This is a genomic window from Brevundimonas halotolerans (assembly GCF_003730275.1).
Lineage (GTDB): Bacteria > Pseudomonadota > Alphaproteobacteria > Caulobacterales > Caulobacteraceae > Brevundimonas > Brevundimonas halotolerans.
On sequence record NZ_QTTA01000024.1, the window covers coordinates 36,731 to 54,280 of the forward strand.

A 17,550-nucleotide genomic window follows, 5' to 3' on the forward strand; every position below is an offset into this window, starting at 1 on the left:
GGGAGAACGCCTCAGTCGCCGATGGTATCCAGATCGCGACCCTTGGTCTCGGGCAACCAGATGAGGCTGACAATCACGGCGATCAGGGTGAAGACAACCGAATACCACAGACCGAAGTAGATATTCCCCGACCAGGCCACCAGGGCGAAACTGGCCGCCGGCAACAGGCCCCCAATCCAGCCCGTGCCGATGTGATAGGGCAGGCTCATCGCCGTATAGCGGACCCGCGTGGGGAACAGCTCGACCAGCGCCGCCGCCTGCGGACCATAGAGGGCCGTCGCCGCCACGATGAAGATCATCAGGATGCCGATCACCAGCGGCATGTTGATCCGCGCCGGATCAGCCCGGGCTGGATAGCCGGCCTCGACCAGCGCCGCCTTCACCCGGGTCTCGACATCGGCGCGGGCCGCCGCCAGCGCCTCGCCCTCGAGCCCGCGCCCCTCGACCGAGGGGATGACGACATCGCCGATCCGCACCTGGGCCAGAGTGCCGGCGGGGGCCGCCTCATTCTCATAGCTGACACCGGCATTGGACAGCACCGACTTGGCCAGATCGCAGGAACTGGCGAAGGCCGCCTTGCCGACGGGGTCGAACTGGATGGCGCATTCGCTGCGATCCGCCACGACCGTCACGGGGGCAGAGGCCTGGGCCTCGGCCAGTGCCGGATTGGCGGCCCGCGTCAGGGCATGAAAGCCGGGGAAAAAGGCGATCAGCGCCAGGATCATGCCGAACAGCATGACGGGCTTGCGCCCGATCCGGTCCGACAGCCAGCCGAAGAAGACATAGAGGAAGGCCGAGGCCAGGGTGATGATCAGCAGGATCTGGTCGACGGTGCCGACCTCGACCTTCAGCACCCGTTCCATGAAGAAGCGGCTGTAGAAATAGCCGCAATACCAGACCGCGCCCTGGGCGATCATGATGCCGAAAAGGGCCAGCAGAACGAATTTGCCGTTCTTCCAGGTGCCGAACGCCTCGCGATAGGGGGCGCGCCGTTCGCCGCCCTCCGCCTCCATCCGCTTGAAGGCCGGGCTTTCGTTCAGCTTCAGCCGAATCCACAGCGAGATCACCAGCAGGAAGAAGGACAGCAGGAAGGGGATCCGCCAGCCCCAGTCGTTGAACGCTTCCACACCCACGATCATGCGGGTCAGGATGATGACGCCCAGTGCGCCGATCAGGCCGAAGGCCGCCGTCGTCTGGATCCAGCCGGTCAGATAGCCGCGCTTCTCGTTCGGGGCGTGCTCGGCGACGAAGATCGCAGCCCCGCCATATTCACCGCCCAGCGCGAACCCCTGCGCCACGCGCAGCACCAGCAGCAACAGGGGTGCCGCGATGCCGATCTGGTCATAGGTGGGCAGCAGGCCGATCGCGACGGTCGCCACCCCCATCAGGGTGATCGTCACGAGGAAGGTGGTCTTGCGCCCGGTCCGGTCGCCGAACCAGCCGAACACCAGCGCGCCCAGCGGCCGGACGACAAAGCCGACCCCGAACAACAGCAGTGTCAGGATATAGGCCGTCGCCTCGCCCACATTGGCGTAGAATTTGTTGGCGATGACCGCCGTCAGCGAGGCGAAGATGAAGAAGTCGTACCATTCGAAGGCCGTGCCCGCAGCCGAGGCCGTCACCACGGTTCTCAGGCCCGGACCCTGATCGGGCCGGTCGTCGATGGTCGTCTGGTCGGCCCCCATGCCGTCCTCCCCTGATGTGCCGGGCCTTCTGACGAGGCCCTCCCTCAACAGCCATGCTTAACGGGGTTGGGGCGATCCGCAAACACTCCGGGGGGCTGTCGCAGGTGCCAGACATGACAGACCCCACCGGTGGGGGGATACCGGTGGGGTCCGACCTTCACGCCGAGCCCCGGAGGGCTCTACGCGGCGTGGCTGTTCTGTAGCGTTTAGTTGGCGGCGTCGTCGGCGGCTTCTTCCACGGCGCTGCCCGCAGCCTGGGTATCGCGGCCAACACCGGCGATGGTGTTGCAGGCGGCGGTGGTCAGGGCGGCAGCGGCGGCGACCAGAATGAAAATCTTGCGCATGGGATCGGTCCTCGTTCAGGCGCCGCAGGGCGCGGGCGGTTACGACCTGAATAACTCCGCACACGCAGGCGGGTTCCCGCCCCGGGCGTCAGACGCTGGGGGTGACGAAGGTCATGCGGACACGGGTACCGCGCGGCGAGGCCGCCAGCACCTCGGTTGACCCTCGCAGCTGTTTGGCAAAGGCCGTCATCAGGGTGCGCCCTACGCCGACCGGGTCGGCTTCCGACAGGCCGGGACCGTCGTCCTCGACCTCCAGCACGCTGGTCTCGCCATCGACCGTGAAGCGGACGGTCAGGGTGCCACCCTTCTCCGCAAGCGCATGCTTCAGCGCGTTCGAGATCGCCTCGACCAGCCACAGGGCCATGGGGGCCAGCTTGTCAGGGTCCATGATCAGGCTGTCGGCCTCGACCCGGCTTGAGACCGCCGGCCCGCGCCCGGCCTCGCTGGCGACCAGCTGACCGACCAGATCGTGCAGGAAGACCGCTGCGTCGGCGTGGCGGATGTCGTCGCTCTGGTAGAGGGTCCGATAGATCAGGGCCAGCGCCGAGATACGCTGTCGCGTATCGCCCAGCGCCATCTTTGCCGCGTCATCGCTGAGCGCCCTCTGCTGTAGGCTGAGCAGCGACGAAATGATCTGAAGGTTGTTCTTCACCCGGTGGTGGATCTCGCGCATCAGCACGTCTTTTTCGGCCAGACTGTCCAGCAGCGACTGGTCGCGAATCGACACGGCCTCGGCCAGTCCGTCCAACGTCTCGGCCAGCACCCGGATTTCGGTCGGCGCATTGACGGCCTGGACGGGGCGGACTGTGAAACGGCCCCGGGTATAGAGGGCGGCGATACGCTCCAGATAATCCAGCCAGCGCACCACCACGCGCTCGGTGACAAGGATCACGGCGACAAAGGCTGTCATCCAGGCGGCGAGCGGCAGTAGAATCGAGCCGATCGGGTTCAGACGCGCCCAGGACAGCAGGCCGGGTGAGGGCGCGGCCAGCAGCACATAGACATCCTGGCCCGACATGGCCGAACCGGCATAGGCTCGCCGCTCTCCCCCGCTGTCGCGGGCCTCCAGCACCCGGTCGTCGCCGGCCCGCATTTCCTGGAACCACGTTGCCAGCCTGCCCCCGGGCTCCATGTCAAAGGCGGCCGGATCGGTGGCCACCAGAATCTGGCCTTCGCTATCCACAAGCGCCGCTTCTGACCCTTCCGGCAAGGCGGGGTCGCGGGTGTCGGGCTGGAGGGATTCAAGCGGAATGACAGCCGCCATGGCGCCGTCAAAGCGTCCCATGGGGCGCTCGACCCGAAGGCCCGTCACCAGAGCCGGAAAGTCGCGCTGGGCCCGCGACACGACCCAGTCGCTGCCAGCCCGCAGGCGGACGAACCAGCCGCGTTGGGTGACGTCTACGCCGCGCAGTTCGCCAGCGCTGCAGACCACCTGACCAGTAGCGGTGTAGCGCACGATAGTTGAATAGCCGTCCAGCCGCTCCAGAAGTGCGCCCAGCCGCTCCTCACAGAAAGGAGAGCTGCCCTCAAATCTCAGAGCCTGAAGGAGAGTTGCGGCGCCCTCCAGCCGCGTGCGGGCGCCGACAGCGCTGCGTTCAGCGGCCAGTTGCAGATCGACCCGGCGCTCCTCGGCCTGCTCGCGAAAGTCCGCATCGACCTGCAAGGCGATCAGTACCAGAAAGGGCGCGAGGGCCAGAGCCATGGCCATGCCCAGACGGAACCGGATTCCTTGAAATTTAGCGCGTTTCAGTCCACGCCCGCCCGGGCGTCCGAAGGAACGGCCCAGGTGACGGCCAAGCGCGCGGCCCAGCCGTCCCATCTCAGGTGCTGTAGCCGCCGCTCAGACGGTCCGCGGCCCCGAGGATCGAGGCCATGGCATCGCCGGCGGCCTTGCCGTCGCGGTCATAGCCGCCGCTTTCCAGAACGGCGAGCAACGCCTTGCGGGCGCGACTGACCCGGCTTTTGACCGTGCCGACGGCGCAGTCACAGATGGCAGCCGCTTCCTCATAGGCAAAGCCCCCGGCGCCGACCAGAATCAGCGCCTCGCGCTGCTCTTCGGGCAGAGAGGCCAGCGCCAGCCGCAGTTCGTCCAGCGCGACCGGGGCCTCGGGATTGTCGACGGCGACCAGCGTGCGCTCTGCTGCTTCCTGATCCAGCTGCGACTGGCGCCACGACCGGCGCTTGTCCGAATAGAACTGGTTGCGCAGGATCATGAAGGTCCAGGCCTTCATGTTGGTCCCCATCTGGAAGCTGGCCCGCGCATCCCACGCCTTGACCATGGCGTCCTGCGCCAGATCGTCGGCCGCGGTGGCGTCGCCGGTCAGCGTCCGGGCAAAGGCGCGCAGGTGCGGGATCAGGGCGACCAGCTCGACCTTGAACGCCTTGTCATCGGTCGAAGGGGGCTTGGGGGCAGCACCGCTCATTCGCCACCTTCGCCCGACGCGCGGCTGTCCGCACGGCGCAGGATGTCGAGAAATTCGTCGGGGACCGGTTCATTGACCACCTCGTCGAAAATGTGCCGCAGCTTGACCCCGATGGCCTGCTGGCGAAGCCGTGCCTCTTCCAGATCTTCGGACCCGAGGTCCTCGATCGGCTGGCCGGGTTTGGATTTTTCAGTCATGAACGGCTGTCTGCCCCTTGAATGCCGGTCGTCATTAACGTCACCTTGCGCTGCGGGTTCCTTCCTCCACGAGATTTCCCCGGGTGAAGGCCGCAAGGCACGGAACCTTGGCTGTTAAGCGACGTTCTGCCTGCTTGTCACCACCTGCGGACCGGTTTGTCCCGGCCGCAGAATCATTAGTCGGGAATGATAGCTCCATGAGTCTGCTTGCCAGGTTGGCCCCTCACCTTCCGTATGTCCGCCGTTACGCCCGTGCCCTGACCGGCGACCAGACCACCGGGGACAACTATGTACGGGTCGCGCTGGAGGCCCTCGCGGCCGGCGAGCAGCAGCTGTCCCAGGACATGACGCCGCGCGTCGCGCTCTATCACGTGTTCCACACCATCTGGGCCTCGACCGGGGCCCGGCTGGAAGGTCGCCCCGACGTTGAGAGCGGAGACGAAGCCTCGCGTCGGCTGATGCGTATCTCGCCGCGCTCGCGCCAGGCCTTTCTGCTGACCGCGCTCGAGGGCTTCACGCCGTCCGAGACCGCGCAAATTCTGGGCTCCGATGTGCCCTCGGTCGAATCGCTGATCAGCGAGGCCCAGTCCGACATCGATGCCGAGCTGGCGACCGACGTGCTGATCATCGAGGACGAGGCCATCATCTCGGCCGACATCGAAAATCTGGTCAAGGATCTGGGCCACCGGGTCACGGCCACAGCCACCACCCATGACGAGGCCGTTGATGCCGTCTCGCGGCACAAGCCGGGTCTGGTGCTGGCCGACATCCAGCTGGCCGACGGTTCGTCCGGGATCGATGCGGTCAAGGATATCCTGAAGGCCATCGATGTGCCGGTGATCTTCATCACCGCCTTCCCGGAGCGCCTGCTGACCGGCGAGCGGCCCGAGCCGACCTTCCTGATCACCAAGCCGTTCCAGCCGGAAACGGTCAAGGCCGCCATCAGCCAGGCGCTGTTCTTCCATCCGGGCCGCCGCGAGATCGCCTGACGAATTTTTCACCCGGCGCGGGAACCGGGGTCTTCGCTCTGCATTCTTGATATGCGGAGGCAGCGACGCCCCCCCGACAATGACCGGTTCACTCCGGTCAGCTGCCTCCGCGCCTCATCTCGATGATGCCTTTGAAGGCGGACCGTTTGCGGTCCGCCTTCATTTTTTTGTGCCCATATCGGCCCTGCCCCTCGACAAGCTGTGCCCCTCGGCCATGATGTCGGTCCATAAAGAAAACGCATAGCGAGACATCAGGAGGTCGATCATGACGCGCACCAATCGCCAATGGGTTCTTCGCCGCCGGCCGCAGGGCCTGATCCAGGACGGCGACCTTGAACTGGTTGAAAGCCCCGTCGCAGACCCCGGTGATGGCGAGGTTCTGGTCCGCACCATCTATCTGTCGCTGGACCCGACCAACCGCACATGGATGAACGACTCCGAGGGCTATCTGCCGCCCGTCGGTCTGGGCGACGTCATGCGGGGTCTGACTCTGGGCGTGGTCGAGGCGACCCGCTCGGACCGCTTCAAGGAAGGCGATCTGGTTATGCCCATGTCGGGCGGCTGGGCCGACTATGCTGTCGTTCCCGACAGCCAGCTGCGTCCTGTGCATCGCTTCCCCGGTCTGCCGCTGACGGCCAATCTGTCGGTGCTGGGCATGACCGGCCTGACCGCCTGGGCGGGCGTCACCGATGTCCTGCGGCCCGAGCCCGGCCAGACCATGGTCATCTCGGCTGCGGCCGGCGCCGTCGGCTCGATTGCCGGCCAGATCGCCAAACAGAAGGGCGCCCGCGTGATCGGCATCGCCGGGGGCGCCGACAAGGGCCGCTGGCTGACCGAGGAACTCGGCTTCGACGCCGCCATCGACTACAAGAATGAGGATGTGGGCGAGGCGCTGGACCGTCTGGCCCCGGACGGCATCGACCTCAATTTCGAGAACGTCGGCGGCGACATCATGATCGCGGTCTGGAACCGGCTGAACACCCACGCGCGCATGGCCGTGTGCGGCCTGATCTCGGCCTATAACGCCACGCGCATGCCGCCCTCGCCGAACTTCTCGCGGATCATCACCCACCGGCTGGAGGTGCGCGGCTTCCTCGTGCTCGACTATGCCCCTCGCGCGCGCGAGATGGTGGCCGAGGTCGGGCCCTGGCTGGCCGACGGGCGGGTGAAGTGGAAGGTCCACGTCGATCACGGGCTGGAAGGCGCCGTCCAGTCGCTCAACCGCTTGTTCACCGGCGATCATGACGGCAAACTGCTGGTGCGTGTCTCCGAAGAGCCGTAGCGCCCGGCGTCAGAAAAGGCAGGGTCCCTGATGAGCGAAGCCGAGGCGACCGACCCCTTCCGGGTCTGTTTCGAGGACCTGTCGGTGGGTCAGGTCATACCGCTGGGTGCCTGCACGGTGGACGCCGAGTCCCTGAGCGGCTTCGTTGCCACGTTCGCGCCCCGCTGGCCGGTTGAGGCCGGCGCCCCTCCGGCCATGGTCTATGCCCTGTGGACGCGGCTGTTCGCGGAAAAGTCCAGCCACTGGGCCCAGACCAAGGTGCTGGCCGTCGATGGCCTGCGCTATATGCGTGATCCGCCGGCGGGTGAGCTGCTGCGCGGCCGCATGACCGTCATGGGCAAGGACCCGGTGGGCGACGACAAGGGCATTGTCATCGCCCAGCACGACCTGCTGGACGAGGGCGGGCGGCTGGTCTTTTCCTGCCTGACCCGCGCCCTGTTTACCCGCCGCGCCTGACGCACGAAAACGCCCGACCCGGCGGACCGGATCGGGCGCTCGTTTTACCTAAGCCCCGTCAGGCCTACTGGACGCGTTCGACCGTAAAGCCGCGCTGCTCCAGCAGGGCCTGGACACTGTCATCGCCGGCCAGGTGGGCGGCACCGACGGCGATGAAGATCACGCCCTCGCCGTCCATCATGGTGTCGATCTGGCCGGCCCAGTTGGCGTTCCGCTTGACCAGAAGGTTCTGGTAGAATTCCTCGCCCTCGGCCCGCATCTGGGTGACGCCGATCTCTTCCAGGGTCTCGACATCGCCGACCGCCCAGGCGTCGACCAGACGGTCCAGCTCGACGGTGGCATTCTCATAGTCGCTGAGCACCGAGCGCAGGAAGGCCATCTGGGCATCCTCGGACATGCCGGACAGGATCTGCAGCTGCTCCTCGATCGTCTCCAGACCGTCGATCGGCTTGCCGGCTTCCAGAGCGCGGGCGCGCAGCACCAGCTCGACACCCGATTCCGGATCGTATCCGGCCTTGGTCAGCGGGGCCATCGACAGGGTCAGGGCCGCCAGCCACGGCCGCATGGGCTCGAATGCCGGACCGGTCAGCCCCATGGCCTCGGCCGCCGTGTTCAGCTGGCTCTGCTCGGTAGCGTTCAGACGGCTGGAGAGGGGCGTTTCCATGTCGATGCCGTAGCGCTGGATCAGCGGCATGGCCGCAGCCTGGTCATCGGGGTTCTCGATCTCGAACCAGATCTGGTCGGCACTGTCGAAGGCCTGATTGACGACCGGCGAGCTCCAGACGGTCTCGGGCCGCAGCAGATGCACCGTGCCGAACAGATAGATGGTCGAGTCGGCATCGCGCAGCACCCACAGGGCAGGCTTGCCGGCCTGCGCCGCGGCGTCCTGGGCCATGGCCGGAGCGGGCGCCCCGGCGATGACGGCGAGGCCGAGACCGAGGCCGAGCGCGGCCGCGGCGGCCGTGCCCATCAGGCGGCGGCCAAAGGCGAGGGTCGAGGTCTTCAGGTGTTCAAGCGTGGTCATGGGTCGATCCTTTCATGATCGGGAGGGGAAGTCGAAAAGGGTTGGAGGAAGAGTTCGGGCGCTATTTCAGTCCGCGCCGGGCGCCGGCCACGGCCGAGGCGACCATGTAGACGGCCATCATGATGCCGATCATGCCCCAGGCGGTGATGCCCTCGACAAGACCCAGCCGTTCCGAGGCGGCATAGACGAACAGCGCCAGTTGCAGGACCCAGAAGGCCAGCGCGCCCGTCTCGACCATCACCCGCCGCAACATCTCGTCGGCCTGGCGGAACATCATCACATTGGCGACGGTCTGGATGGCCAGCAGGCCGAGGACGATGGCCATGGAGACCTCGGCCGACAGCCAGTTCGTCCCGTAGATCGGCACGATCAGGACGATCCCGGCCAGGGTCAGCACCAGAATCTGCAGCAGGCCGCAGCCTTTCGGGACCTCAGTGGGACGCAAGGCAAGGATGCCGCCCATCACCACGCCCATACCGATCAGCACCACCCCGACGAACAGGTTCAACGCGTCGTCGGCGGGCAGGGCCGCGGCATCGATAAAGCGGGCCGTTGCGGCTCCGACCGCGGCCCCGATGAGGGCCAGCAGGACCAGTCCACCGATCTTGAGAGCCGGGTGGAGCGTGCGTTCATCGGACGTCATGGATCAGTCCTCCAGAAAGATGGATTCAATGGGTTGTTCAAAGACGCGGGCGATCCTGAAGGCCAGCGGCAGCGAGGGGTCGTAACGACCGGTTTCCAGCGCATTGACGGTCTGGCGGGAGACCCCCAGCCGGTCGGCCAGTTCGGCCTGGCTCCAGTTGCGCTCGGCGCGCAGCACCTTGAGACGATTGTTCATGACGCGCTCACCGGTGCCTTGCCCACCAGAACACCCAGGCAAAGGCATAGCCGAGGGTCTGGACGAGGATGACCGAGAAGACACCGCCCTGGATCAGGTCGACAGGGTCGTAGGCCGCGAACGCCGTCTGCGCCTGCTCCGCATCGATGACCACCATGCCGGTCAAGAGGACGATGCCCCCTATCGCCAGGCCAAAGGTCGAGCCCCACCACCAGGCCCATTTATGGGCCTCGCGGGCGGCTTCATCGAGGCCGCGCCACCACCAGACGCACATCCAGATCACCCCCGCCATGCCCAGGGCGATAACGAATGCCATCATGGCCACGGACACGGCGCGCAACTCGCCCATGACGGCGGCGCCCGCACCGGCGATACCGCCGAACACCATGCAGGCGGCCATCACGGCGACGTAGCGAAGCGCGGGGTTGCGCGCGATGCGAGGGGGCTTGGGCGAAGGCATGACAACTGTCCCTGTCTGTTTGACAAGGGTGTTTTACATCACGCGCCGCACAAGTCAAGCACCCTTGTCAAAAAGGAAAGGGATGACGTCTATTCGCCGGATTCCGGGGCTTTCAGCAGTTCCGGACGACTGAGCGCCCGGGGCGAGGCCTCGACCGGCGAAAGGTCGGGCAGCTCCTTGCCCTCATGATCGACGTGCAGATCCTCGAACCGGCGCGCCGACACCATGACCTGGCTTTCGAGTGAGCCGACGAACTGGTTGTATTTGCCCACGGCGGTGTCGAGGGCACGGCCGACGGCGGCCGCATGCCCGCCCATGACCGACAGCCGCTTGTAGAGCTCCTTGCCCAGTCGGGCGACGTCCTCGGCATTCCTCGACTGCTCCTCGGCGCGCCAGCCATAGGCCACCGCCTTGCACAGGGCGAACAATGTGGTGGGCGTGACAATGACCACGCGCGAGGCCATGGCCTGGGTCATCAGCTCGGGCTCATGATCCAGTGCCGCCGCCAGAAAAGCATCGCCCGGCACGAACATGGCGACGAAGTCGGGACTGGGCTGGAACTGGTCCTGATAGGCCTTCGACGCCAGCTGCCGCATATGGGTCTTCATACTGGCGGCGGTGCGCAGCGACGCCGCCTGCTGGCGCTGCTCCTCATCGCCCTCGCCCTGATCGGCAAAGGCCAGCGGCACCTTGGCGTCGATCACGAACATGCCACCACCGGGCAGGCGCACGACAAAGTCCGGCCGTTGCTGGCGGCCGGCCTCATCGGCATTCGAGGTCTGCTCCTCGAAATCGAACCGGCCCGCCATGCCGGCGGCCTCCAGCACATTGCGGCAGGTCTGCTCGCCCCAGCGCCCCCGCCGCCCGGTGTTACCGCGCAGGGCCTCGGTCAGCTTGCGCGCCTCATCCCGCGTGGCCGACGACGCCGTCATCAGCGCCGCCAGCTGTGCCTTCAGCCCGCCGGTCTCCTCCGAGCGGGTCTTCTCCAGCGCCGTCACATGCTCCTGGAATTTAGCCAGGGTGTCGGCCACGGGCTTCAGCTGGGCCTCCATCCGCTCGCGGGCCATCAGTTCGCGATTGCGGAAGGTCTCATCGGTGCGCTTCAGCAGCTCCTCGGCCACGGCCCCGGCCGACTGCGCAGCCTGGACGCGGAGGAATTCGGCATTGGCCGCCGCCTGATCCTCGAACAGCCGCATCCGGGCCTCGGTCTCGGCATGCCGCTCACGCAGCTCCCAGTTCCGGGTTTCTGCGGTCGCGGCCCGGCGGCGCTCCATCAGGGCCCAGGCCAAGGCGATGACAGCGACCACCGAAGCGGCGACAAAGGCAATGAGGGAAGCGTTCATGCTCCGTTCCTAACCTGAGTCAGGAAGAGGGGAAAGGCACGTGGGGCGCGAGGGGCCGCCGGTCCAGGTTCATCACAGAGAACACAGCGAAGAAAAGCCACGAAGACCACAGCGAGGGGGTGCGGGGGGCGACGGCGGCGCATCTTTCATCTCCTCCCCCTCATGGGGGAGGTGGCGCGCCGCGAAGCGGCGAGACGGAGGGGGCGACTCTGCGGGCATCCGTTTTCCCGACGAAGGTCGGGGTCCATAAGGGGATGCAAGCCGTCTGCCTGTTTCTCTGGGCCCCGGCCTGCGCCGGGGAAGCGGAGAGGTGTGTGGGGAGGGCTCAGCCCCTACGTCGGCCGTCTTGCACGCATGGCCTGGATGATGGTGCCGTCGTCCAGCCAGTCGAGGTCGCCGCCGACCGGCACGCCGCGCGCCAGAGAGGTCACGCTGACCCCGGCATTCGCCAGCCGTTCGGCGATATAGTGGGCGGTCGTCTGGCCATCGACGGTGGCCGGCAGGGCCAGCACCACCTCGCGCACGCCGCCTTCGCCCACACGCGCGACCAGCTCGCCCAGCCGCAGCGACTCGGGGCCCACGCCATCCAGCGCGGAAAGCAAACCGCCCAGCACGTGATAGCGACCCCGGAACGCGCCCGAGCGCTCCATGGCCCACAGGGCACCGGCCTCCTCGACCACGCAGATCAGGCCCGCATCGCGCGCCGGGTCGGCGCACAGGGTGCAGGGATCGCGGGTATCGGGCGCGCCGCAGATCGAACAGGATTTCACCTTGTCCGCCGTCTCGGCCAGCGAGGCCGCCAGCGGCAGCAACAGCTGCTCGCGCCGCTTCAGCAGGGCCAGAGCCGCGCGCCGGGCCGAGCGCGGCCCCAGCCCGGGCAGTTTCGACAGCAGACCGATCAGCCGCTCGATCTCGGGTCCGGCAGACGCGGCCACAGGCGGATCAGAACAGCTTGGGCATGCCGGGGATGTTCATCCCGGCCATGGGGCCCGCAGCCTCGCGCATCAGGACGGAGTTGGCCTCGTCCAGCTTGCGCTTGGCATCCGCATGGGCGGCCACGATCAGATCGGCCAGGATGTCCTGTTCGCCGGCCACCATCAGACTGTCGTCGATCTGGACGCGGGTGACGTCTCCGGGGCCCTTCAGGCTGACGGTCACCAGCCCCCCGCCCGAGGTGCCCTCGGCGGTGGTTTCGGCCATCCTGGCCTGGGCGTCCTGCAGCTTTTGCTGCATCGCCTGGGCCTGTTGCATCAATTGGGTCAGGTCTTTCATGACCCCTATCTAGGACGAAGCGGGCCGTTCCGACAGGGGTCTGTTCCGGTGCAGTGCCCGAGAGATGTTCATGGCCCGCGCTGACAGATTCCGTCAGGTATCGGGGTCGGGGTCGCCATCCTCATCCGGGTCGTCCGGTATGGCGGGCAGGGAGACCGCAGGCGCCATGTCGCGGATTTCGCCCAGCTTGGCACCGGGGAAGGCCTCCAGCACCGAACGGATAAAGGGGTCGGCCTCGACCTCGGCGCGGGTCTGTTCGCGGGCGCGGCGTTCCTGTTCGATCAGCGTCTCGCCGCCGCCCTGACCATTGGCAGCGACCAGCCAGGTGCGGCCGGTCCAGTCCTTCAGCCGGCTGGCCAGCTTGCGCGCCAGATCGGGCGGCGTGCCCTGGGCGGGTTCAAAAGTCAGCGCCCCGGGGCGAAAGGCGACGGGCCGGACATAGCGTTCGATATCCAGTTTCAACGCGATCTCGCGCTTGTCATCGATCAGGGCAACCATGGCCTCGAACGTCTGGGGGTCCGGCAGGGCGGGTTCGGCCGCGACGCGCGGCTGGGCCATGGTCGCCTGCGCGCCGCCACCACCGCCTCCGGACCCGCCGCCGCGCGGCGCGGGACCGCCGCCGCCCATGCCCTCGCCCGACTTCAGCGCCTTCAGCGCCTCTTCCGGCCCCGGCAGGTCGGCGGCATAGGCCAGCCGGATCAGGGCCATTTCCACGGCATCGGCGGGGTTGGGCGCGCGGCGGGTCTCCTCCAGCGCGCGCAGCAGCATCTGCCAGACGCGAGCCAGTGTGCCGGCCGAGATACCCGCACCCAGCGCCGCTAGCACCCGCGCCTGATCGCCCGGCAGGCGGGTCGCCTCGGGCCCCAGCATCTTGGCGACCGAGGCCGCATGGCAGTGCTCCAGCAGGTCGCCCATGATCTGCACCGGATCGGCGCCATAGCCATACAGGTCGCGGAACATCTCCAGCGCCTCGGGCGTGCGGCCGCCCATGAGGGTTTCGAACAGGGCGATGGTCCGGGTGCGGTCGGCGAGGCCCAGCATGTCCCGGACAACCTCGGCCTTGACCGCTTCACCCTCGCCACCCTGGACCAGCGCCTGATCCAGCAGCGACAGGCCATCACGCACCGATCCTTCGGCCGCGCGCGAGATCAACGCCAGGGCATCGCGCTCGATCGCCATGCCCTCCTGCTGGGCCACCCGGCCCAGGTGATCGATCAGGATTTCGGGCTCCACCCGCCTCAGGTCAAACCGCTGGCAGCGGCTGAGAATCGTCACCGGAACCTTGCGGATCTCGGTGGTGGCAAAGATGAATTTGGCGTGGGGCGGCGGCTCTTCCAGCGTCTTCAGCAGGGCGTTGAAGGCCTGGTTCGAGAGCATGTGCACCTCGTCCAGCACATAGACCTTGTAGCGCGCCTCGACCGGGCCATAGCGCACACTGTCCAGGATCTCGCGGATGTCACCCACGCCGGTGTGGCTGGCGGCGTCCATCTCCATGACGTCCATGTGCTGACCGGCCATGATCGCCGCGTCATGCTGACCGTTGGGCGTCAGGGCCAGCGACGGCTTGTCGATTCCGGGGGCCTGATTGTTGAGGGCCCGGGCCAGCAGGCGGGCCGTGGTCGTCTTGCCCACCCCGCGTACGCCGGTCAGCATGAAGGCGTGGGCGATGCGGCCGGTCTCGAACGCATGCGTCAGGGTGCGGACCATAGCCTCCTGACCGATCAGGTCCTCGAAGGTCGTCGGCCGATATTTGCGGGCCAGCACCTGATAGGCCGCCGAGGGCGCGTCCTTGACCGGGACAGGCGCAGGCTCGGGCAGCGGCGCGAGTTCGGGTTCCGGCGCAGGCTCCGGCGCCGCCGGGGCACCGAACATGTCATCGGTGTCAGGATCGCGCTCGACCGACTCCGCGCCCTGCGTGTCGTCGTCTTCCCACGGCGGAATCGGGTCCATGTCGCTCATGGGCTTGTCATAGCCCGTGACGCGATCCCGGGCGAGGCCGGATGACGGTTTTGCTGAGGGGGAAAAGGTGGAGACCGCGACCCGAAGGGGAATTCGTTGTGGCTGCTGCCTTCCGGCCCTGACCAGTTTGGCGAAGCCTTCGCCCGCGATCTCCACGCCCGATATGCGCGTTCAGCTTCGCGAGATCAAGATGCCTTACGGATCGCGGCAGCCAGCGCTATGGAAGGCGCCATGTCCGCGCCCGTCGTCACCGCCTTTTCCGCCTCGCCGCTCGACCGGGGGGGCGACAGCCGCAATGACCCCGACTGGATGGCCGCGCGTACGGCCGATCCCGCCGCCCTGTCGCTGGCGATGATCGACGGACGGCCCCGGCTGGAGACCACGGGCGGTCAGGACCGGCTGGCCTGGGCGCCCCTGTCGCGCCTGCTGCTCCTGTCGGACGCTGATCCGGTGTTTCTGGGCTTCTGGAAAGAGGCGCCCGTCTTTGCCTGTTCGGTCCCCGAGGCCCGGGCCGCCGAGCTTGAGACGCTGATGGGGCCCGGCGACCAGCCCGATATGCGGGCGGCGGCCGCCCGTCTGCCGATGGGCGATCTGGCCATGGCGGGGGCGGCCAAGGGCCTGTTCGACTGGCATGGGCGTAATCGCTTTTGCCCCGGCTGCGGACAGGAGACGCAGGTCGCCTCGGGCGGATGGCGCCGCACCTGCGCCACCTGCGCGGTCGAGCACTACCCCCGCGTCGACCCGGTCTGCATCATGCTGCCGGTCTTTTCGGGCGGGTCCGAGCCGATCTGCCTTTTGGGCCGCCAGGCCGCCTGGCCCGCCGGACGGATGTCGGCCCTGGCGGGCTTCATGGAGCCCGGCGAAAGCCTTGAAGAATCCTGCGCGCGTGAGGTGAAGGAAGAGGCCGGGTTGACGGTCACCACCGTCCGCTATCTGGCCAGCCAGCCCTGGCCGTTTCCGCACCAGCTGATGATCGGCCTGATCGCCGAGGTCACCGACGACAAGGCCCAGCCCGACCTGACCGAGCTGGAGGCCGTCGCCTGGCTGACCCGGGCCGAAGCCCGGGCCGTGCTGGCGGGGCGCCACCCCGATATTCTGGCGCCCTTCCCCTTCGCCATCGCCCACACCCTGCTCAGAGCGTGGGCGGACGGCGAGGCCTGACTCAGTCGGCGCTGTAGGCGCGCACACCCCAGTTGCAGCTGCCCTGGCAGGTGACCATGCCGACGTCGACGGTATAGCGGCCGCCCCGGGCGCCATCCACGATCACCATCGGTACATCGTCCGGCTCTTCATCGCGGCCCACTTCATTGCCCGAGGAGTCGCGCACGATCATATCGAGGTCGGAACAGTTCTCGTCACAGGCCCCGATCAGGACATAGGTGCCTCCCGCGCTCAGATTGAAGGTCACGGTCTGGACATTGCCGGCGGACTGGCGGCCGGCCTGTGAGGCCGTACTGGAAAAGCCGAACTCGTTCTCGACCTGCTCGAACAGGTAGTCGACCATGGCCGCACCTGTCGGATCCTGCGCCTGGGCGGCGGTGGGGGCGAGCGCGAGGGCAGCAAGACCGACGGCGGCGGACGCGGCAGCGAAAATTCTGTTCATGAAGGTATTTCCTCTGATTGAACCGCGACGCTGCACCGTTTTCAGATAACGCGCAAATGACAGGGTCTGACGGCCCGTCAGCCGCGCCCCGCCCGCAGGCGCGCCTCGGCCAGATCGCCCGGATTGTCGATCGAAAGGGGGGCGTCGGCGATCACCGCCGCATGGATACGCAGCCCCATTTCCATCGCCCGCAGCTGTTCCAGCTTCTCGCGGCGCTCCAGCGGCGAGGGCGGGGCGGCACAGAAGGCCTCCAGCGCGGCCCGGCGATAGCCGTACAGGCCCACATGCCGCCAGACGTGGCCGTCGCCATACAGGGTGGAGCGGGTGAAATAGAGGGCGCGGCCCTCGGTCCCTTCCGGCGCCATGGCCAGGACCGCCTTGACCACATCGGGATTGCTCCGGTCGTCCGGCCCCGATTCCGGAGCTACCAGGGTCGCGATGTCGCACTCCGGGTGGCGCGCCAGCAGGTCGATGCAGAGCGCCGAGATACCGGGGTCGGCAAACGGCATGTCGCCCTGCAGATTGACGATCACATCATGCAGCCCCTCGGGATCCAGCGCCTGCAGGGCCGCGCGGATACGGTCCGAGCCCGAGGGCAGGTCGGGATCGGTCAGCACAGCCCGTCCGCCATCCGCCTCGACCGCCTCGACGATTTCCGCGTCACCCGCCGCCACAGCCGCCGCCAGACCCGAGGCGCGGGCCTGTCGGCTGGCCCGAACGATCATGGGCAGGCCGCCGATGTCCGCCAGAGGCTTTCCGGGCAGGCGGGTGGCGGCCATGCGGGCCGGAATCAGGATCAGGGGGTTCATCGGGGCTCGGTCAGCGGGGTCTTTGGTCGCAGCCGGGCGTCAAACCCAACCGGACAGTTGCGAAGGCCGCATTACCGTGTCAGAGACGCGTCCGCGAAACAATGCCTGCGACCCTGCCACCGGCTGACGACGCGGGCCCTTCAGATACGGGACTGACGACCGGATGAGCGGCAACCTCGAGTGGAACAAGATTTTCGGTGCAGGACTGGCGACGGTCTTCACGATTCTGGTTGTCCAGCAGGCCTCGGGCTTCGTCTATGCGACGAAGGCCCCTGAAAAGATGGGCTATGCGGTCGAAATCCCCGAAGAAGGGGCCGGAGGCGGGGCCGAAGCGGTGCTGCCGCCGGATTGGGGCACGCTGATTCCTGTGGCCGACCTCGCCGCCGGTGAAGCCGCCTTTGCGCGCTGCCAGGCCTGTCACACGGTCAACGCAGGCGGCGCCAACGGCATCGGCCCGAACCTGTATGGCGTCGTCGGTCGCGCCGTTGCGGGTCATGCGGGCTTTGCCTATTCGGACGCCATGGTCGCCCACCAGGCCGAGGACCCGACCTGGTCGCTCGACGCCCTGGACCAGTTCATCACTGCCCCGGCCCGCTATGTCTCGGGCACCAATATGTCGTTTGCCGGTCTGCGCGACACTGAAACCCGTGTGAACCTGATCGCCTGGCTGATGACCCAGGGCTCGATCGGCTATGCGGTTCCGGCTCCGGATCCCGCGCGTCAGCCGGGCCTGGCCATTGAGGGTGAAGCCGGCGAAGGCGTGACCGCAGCCCCGATCGACGGTGCCGCTGGCCAGCCGAACATCGAGTCGCCTGCCGCGCCGCCGGCCTCGGACAGCGCGCCCGTCGGCGGCTGATACCCGTCTT

General features: G+C 67.4%; 20 protein-coding genes and 1 other RNA gene. 5 read left to right on the plus strand and 16 right to left on the minus strand.

The annotated features are described in order from the left end of the window. Positions 1-11: 11 nt before the first annotated feature. The 5 genes from EG854_RS12670 to nepR form a co-directional block, all read right to left on the minus strand. Positions 12-1,685 (minus strand): MFS transporter, encoded by a 1,674-nt coding sequence (locus EG854_RS12670; RefSeq protein WP_123288500.1) that lies wholly within the window; start codon positions 1,683-1,685, stop codon positions 12-14. A gap of 206 nt (positions 1,686-1,891) precedes the next feature. Next, entirely contained in the window at positions 1,892-2,029 is a 138-nt protein-coding gene (locus tag EG854_RS12675) for an entericidin A/B family lipoprotein (protein ID WP_123288501.1), read from the minus strand. 88 nt (positions 2,030-2,117) lie between these two features. After that, on the minus strand, positions 2,118-3,731 hold the full coding sequence (gene phyK / locus EG854_RS12680) for a sensor histidine kinase PhyK (protein ID WP_123288568.1): 1,614 nt from the start codon (positions 3,729-3,731) through the stop codon (positions 2,118-2,120). Positions 3,732-3,849: 118 nt separating this feature from the next. After that, the gene (locus EG854_RS12685; protein ID WP_123288502.1) at positions 3,850-4,452 is read right to left on the minus strand and encodes a sigma-70 family RNA polymerase sigma factor; all 603 of its coding nucleotides are present in this window, start codon (positions 4,450-4,452) and stop codon (positions 3,850-3,852) included. Further along, complete coding sequence (nepR, locus tag EG854_RS12690) at positions 4,449-4,649, minus strand: anti-sigma T factor NepR (RefSeq protein ID WP_123288503.1); 201 nt, start codon at positions 4,647-4,649, stop codon at positions 4,449-4,451. The genes EG854_RS12685 and nepR overlap by 4 nt, the downstream gene beginning before the upstream one ends. A 197-nt stretch (positions 4,650-4,846) precedes the next feature. Between nepR and phyR the strand changes: the two genes are divergently transcribed. The 3 genes from phyR (at position 4,847) to EG854_RS12705 (ending at position 7,376) form a co-directional block, all read left to right on the plus strand. Beyond that, positions 4,847-5,638 (plus strand): anti-anti sigma factor/receiver protein PhyR, encoded by a 792-nt coding sequence (gene phyR / locus EG854_RS12695; RefSeq protein WP_123288504.1) that lies wholly within the window; start codon positions 4,847-4,849, stop codon positions 5,636-5,638. Between the two features lie 265 nt (positions 5,639-5,903). Next, positions 5,904-6,920, plus strand: a complete 1,017-nt coding sequence (locus EG854_RS12700) for an NADP-dependent oxidoreductase (RefSeq protein WP_123288505.1) — start codon at positions 5,904-5,906, stop codon at positions 6,918-6,920. 30 nt (positions 6,921-6,950) lie between these two features. Beyond that, on the plus strand, positions 6,951-7,376 hold the full coding sequence (locus EG854_RS12705; RefSeq protein WP_123288506.1) for a hotdog family protein: 426 nt from the start codon (positions 6,951-6,953) through the stop codon (positions 7,374-7,376). 64 nt (positions 7,377-7,440) lie between these two features. Here EG854_RS12705 and EG854_RS12710 read toward each other — a convergent pair whose 3' ends face one another. From EG854_RS12710 to ffs, 9 genes are all read right to left on the minus strand, one after another. Further along, positions 7,441-8,400, minus strand: a complete 960-nt coding sequence (locus tag EG854_RS12710; RefSeq protein ID WP_241153281.1) for a TraB/GumN family protein — start codon at positions 8,398-8,400, stop codon at positions 7,441-7,443. Between the two features lie 61 nt (positions 8,401-8,461). Continuing rightward, positions 8,462-9,043: a hypothetical protein gene (locus EG854_RS12715; RefSeq protein WP_123288507.1), complete on the minus strand. Its 582-nt coding sequence runs from the start codon at positions 9,041-9,043 to the stop codon at positions 8,462-8,464. Between the two features lie 3 nt (positions 9,044-9,046). Beyond that, on the minus strand, positions 9,047-9,238 hold the full coding sequence (locus EG854_RS12720) for a helix-turn-helix transcriptional regulator (protein WP_123288508.1): 192 nt from the start codon (positions 9,236-9,238) through the stop codon (positions 9,047-9,049). A 7-nt stretch (positions 9,239-9,245) separates the two neighbouring features. Beyond that, positions 9,246-9,698 (minus strand): hypothetical protein, encoded by a 453-nt coding sequence (locus EG854_RS12725; RefSeq protein WP_123288509.1) that lies wholly within the window; start codon positions 9,696-9,698, stop codon positions 9,246-9,248. An 89-nt stretch (positions 9,699-9,787) separates the two neighbouring features. Further along, on the minus strand, positions 9,788-11,041 hold the full coding sequence (locus EG854_RS12730) for a DNA recombination protein RmuC (RefSeq protein ID WP_164462043.1): 1,254 nt from the start codon (positions 11,039-11,041) through the stop codon (positions 9,788-9,790). 332 nt (positions 11,042-11,373) lie between these two features. Beyond that, the gene (recR, locus tag EG854_RS12735; RefSeq protein WP_123288510.1) at positions 11,374-11,976 is read right to left on the minus strand and encodes a recombination mediator RecR; all 603 of its coding nucleotides are present in this window, start codon (positions 11,974-11,976) and stop codon (positions 11,374-11,376) included. Between the two features lie 7 nt (positions 11,977-11,983). After that, complete coding sequence (locus tag EG854_RS12740; RefSeq protein ID WP_123288511.1) at positions 11,984-12,313, minus strand: YbaB/EbfC family nucleoid-associated protein; 330 nt, start codon at positions 12,311-12,313, stop codon at positions 11,984-11,986. Between the two features lie 93 nt (positions 12,314-12,406). Then, positions 12,407-14,272: a DNA polymerase III subunit gamma/tau gene (locus EG854_RS12745; RefSeq protein WP_123288512.1), complete on the minus strand. Its 1,866-nt coding sequence runs from the start codon at positions 14,270-14,272 to the stop codon at positions 12,407-12,409. A gap of 62 nt (positions 14,273-14,334) precedes the next feature. Continuing rightward, positions 14,335-14,430: signal recognition particle sRNA small type (ffs, locus tag EG854_RS12750), an RNA gene on the minus strand. 73 nt (positions 14,431-14,503) lie between these two features. On the opposite strand from ffs, the gene nudC reads away from it, so the two are divergent. Beyond that, on the plus strand, positions 14,504-15,433 hold the full coding sequence (gene nudC / locus EG854_RS12755; protein WP_123288571.1) for an NAD(+) diphosphatase: 930 nt from the start codon (positions 14,504-14,506) through the stop codon (positions 15,431-15,433). Between the two features lies 1 nt (position 15,434). Here nudC and EG854_RS12760 read toward each other — a convergent pair whose 3' ends face one another. Together EG854_RS12760 and EG854_RS12765 are read right to left on the minus strand one after the other, a co-directional pair. Next, the gene (locus EG854_RS12760; protein ID WP_123288513.1) at positions 15,435-15,875 is read right to left on the minus strand and encodes a hypothetical protein; all 441 of its coding nucleotides are present in this window, start codon (positions 15,873-15,875) and stop codon (positions 15,435-15,437) included. A gap of 77 nt (positions 15,876-15,952) precedes the next feature. Then, positions 15,953-16,684: a 3-deoxy-manno-octulosonate cytidylyltransferase gene (locus tag EG854_RS12765; protein WP_123288514.1), complete on the minus strand. Its 732-nt coding sequence runs from the start codon at positions 16,682-16,684 to the stop codon at positions 15,953-15,955. Between the two features lie 163 nt (positions 16,685-16,847). Here EG854_RS12765 and EG854_RS12770 point away from each other — a divergent pair, with 163 nt between their 5' ends. After that, entirely contained in the window at positions 16,848-17,540 is a 693-nt protein-coding gene (locus EG854_RS12770) for a c-type cytochrome (RefSeq protein WP_123288515.1), read from the plus strand. Positions 17,541-17,550 lie beyond the last annotated feature (10 nt).

Excerpts from the sequence above, each read along its gene's own strand:
- EG854_RS12670 (WP_123288500.1), bottom strand. The coding sequence starts at position 1,685 with ATGGGGGCCGACCAGACGACCATCGACGACCGGCCCGATCAGGGTCCG.
- EG854_RS12675 (WP_123288501.1), bottom strand. The coding sequence starts at position 2,029 with ATGCGCAAGATTTTCATTCTGGTCGCCGCCGCTGCCGCCCTGACCACC.
- phyK (WP_123288568.1), bottom strand. The coding sequence starts at position 3,731 with ATGGCTCTGGCCCTCGCGCCCTTTCTGGTACTGATCGCCTTGCAGGTC.
- EG854_RS12685 (WP_123288502.1), bottom strand. The coding sequence starts at position 4,452 with ATGAGCGGTGCTGCCCCCAAGCCCCCTTCGACCGATGACAAGGCGTTC.
- nepR (WP_123288503.1), bottom strand. The coding sequence starts at position 4,649 with ATGACTGAAAAATCCAAACCCGGCCAGCCGATCGAGGACCTCGGGTCC.
- phyR (WP_123288504.1), top strand. The coding sequence starts at position 4,847 with ATGAGTCTGCTTGCCAGGTTGGCCCCTCACCTTCCGTATGTCCGCCGT.
- EG854_RS12700 (WP_123288505.1), top strand. The coding sequence starts at position 5,904 with ATGACGCGCACCAATCGCCAATGGGTTCTTCGCCGCCGGCCGCAGGGC.
- EG854_RS12705 (WP_123288506.1), top strand. The coding sequence starts at position 6,951 with ATGAGCGAAGCCGAGGCGACCGACCCCTTCCGGGTCTGTTTCGAGGAC.
- EG854_RS12710 (WP_241153281.1), bottom strand. The coding sequence starts at position 8,400 with ATGACCACGCTTGAACACCTGAAGACCTCGACCCTCGCCTTTGGCCGC.
- EG854_RS12715 (WP_123288507.1), bottom strand. The coding sequence starts at position 9,043 with ATGACGTCCGATGAACGCACGCTCCACCCGGCTCTCAAGATCGGTGGA.
- EG854_RS12720 (WP_123288508.1), bottom strand. The coding sequence starts at position 9,238 with ATGAACAATCGTCTCAAGGTGCTGCGCGCCGAGCGCAACTGGAGCCAG.
- EG854_RS12725 (WP_123288509.1), bottom strand. The coding sequence starts at position 9,698 with ATGCCTTCGCCCAAGCCCCCTCGCATCGCGCGCAACCCCGCGCTTCGC.
- EG854_RS12730 (WP_164462043.1), bottom strand. The coding sequence starts at position 11,041 with ATGAACGCTTCCCTCATTGCCTTTGTCGCCGCTTCGGTGGTCGCTGTC.
- EG854_RS12740 (WP_123288511.1), bottom strand. The coding sequence starts at position 12,313 with ATGAAAGACCTGACCCAATTGATGCAACAGGCCCAGGCGATGCAGCAA.
- EG854_RS12745 (WP_123288512.1), bottom strand. The coding sequence starts at position 14,272 with ATGAGCGACATGGACCCGATTCCGCCGTGGGAAGACGACGACACGCAG.
- nudC (WP_123288571.1), top strand. The coding sequence starts at position 14,504 with ATGTCCGCGCCCGTCGTCACCGCCTTTTCCGCCTCGCCGCTCGACCGG.
- EG854_RS12760 (WP_123288513.1), bottom strand. The coding sequence starts at position 15,875 with ATGAACAGAATTTTCGCTGCCGCGTCCGCCGCCGTCGGTCTTGCTGCC.
- EG854_RS12765 (WP_123288514.1), bottom strand. The coding sequence starts at position 16,684 with ATGAACCCCCTGATCCTGATTCCGGCCCGCATGGCCGCCACCCGCCTG.
- EG854_RS12770 (WP_123288515.1), top strand. The coding sequence starts at position 16,848 with ATGAGCGGCAACCTCGAGTGGAACAAGATTTTCGGTGCAGGACTGGCG.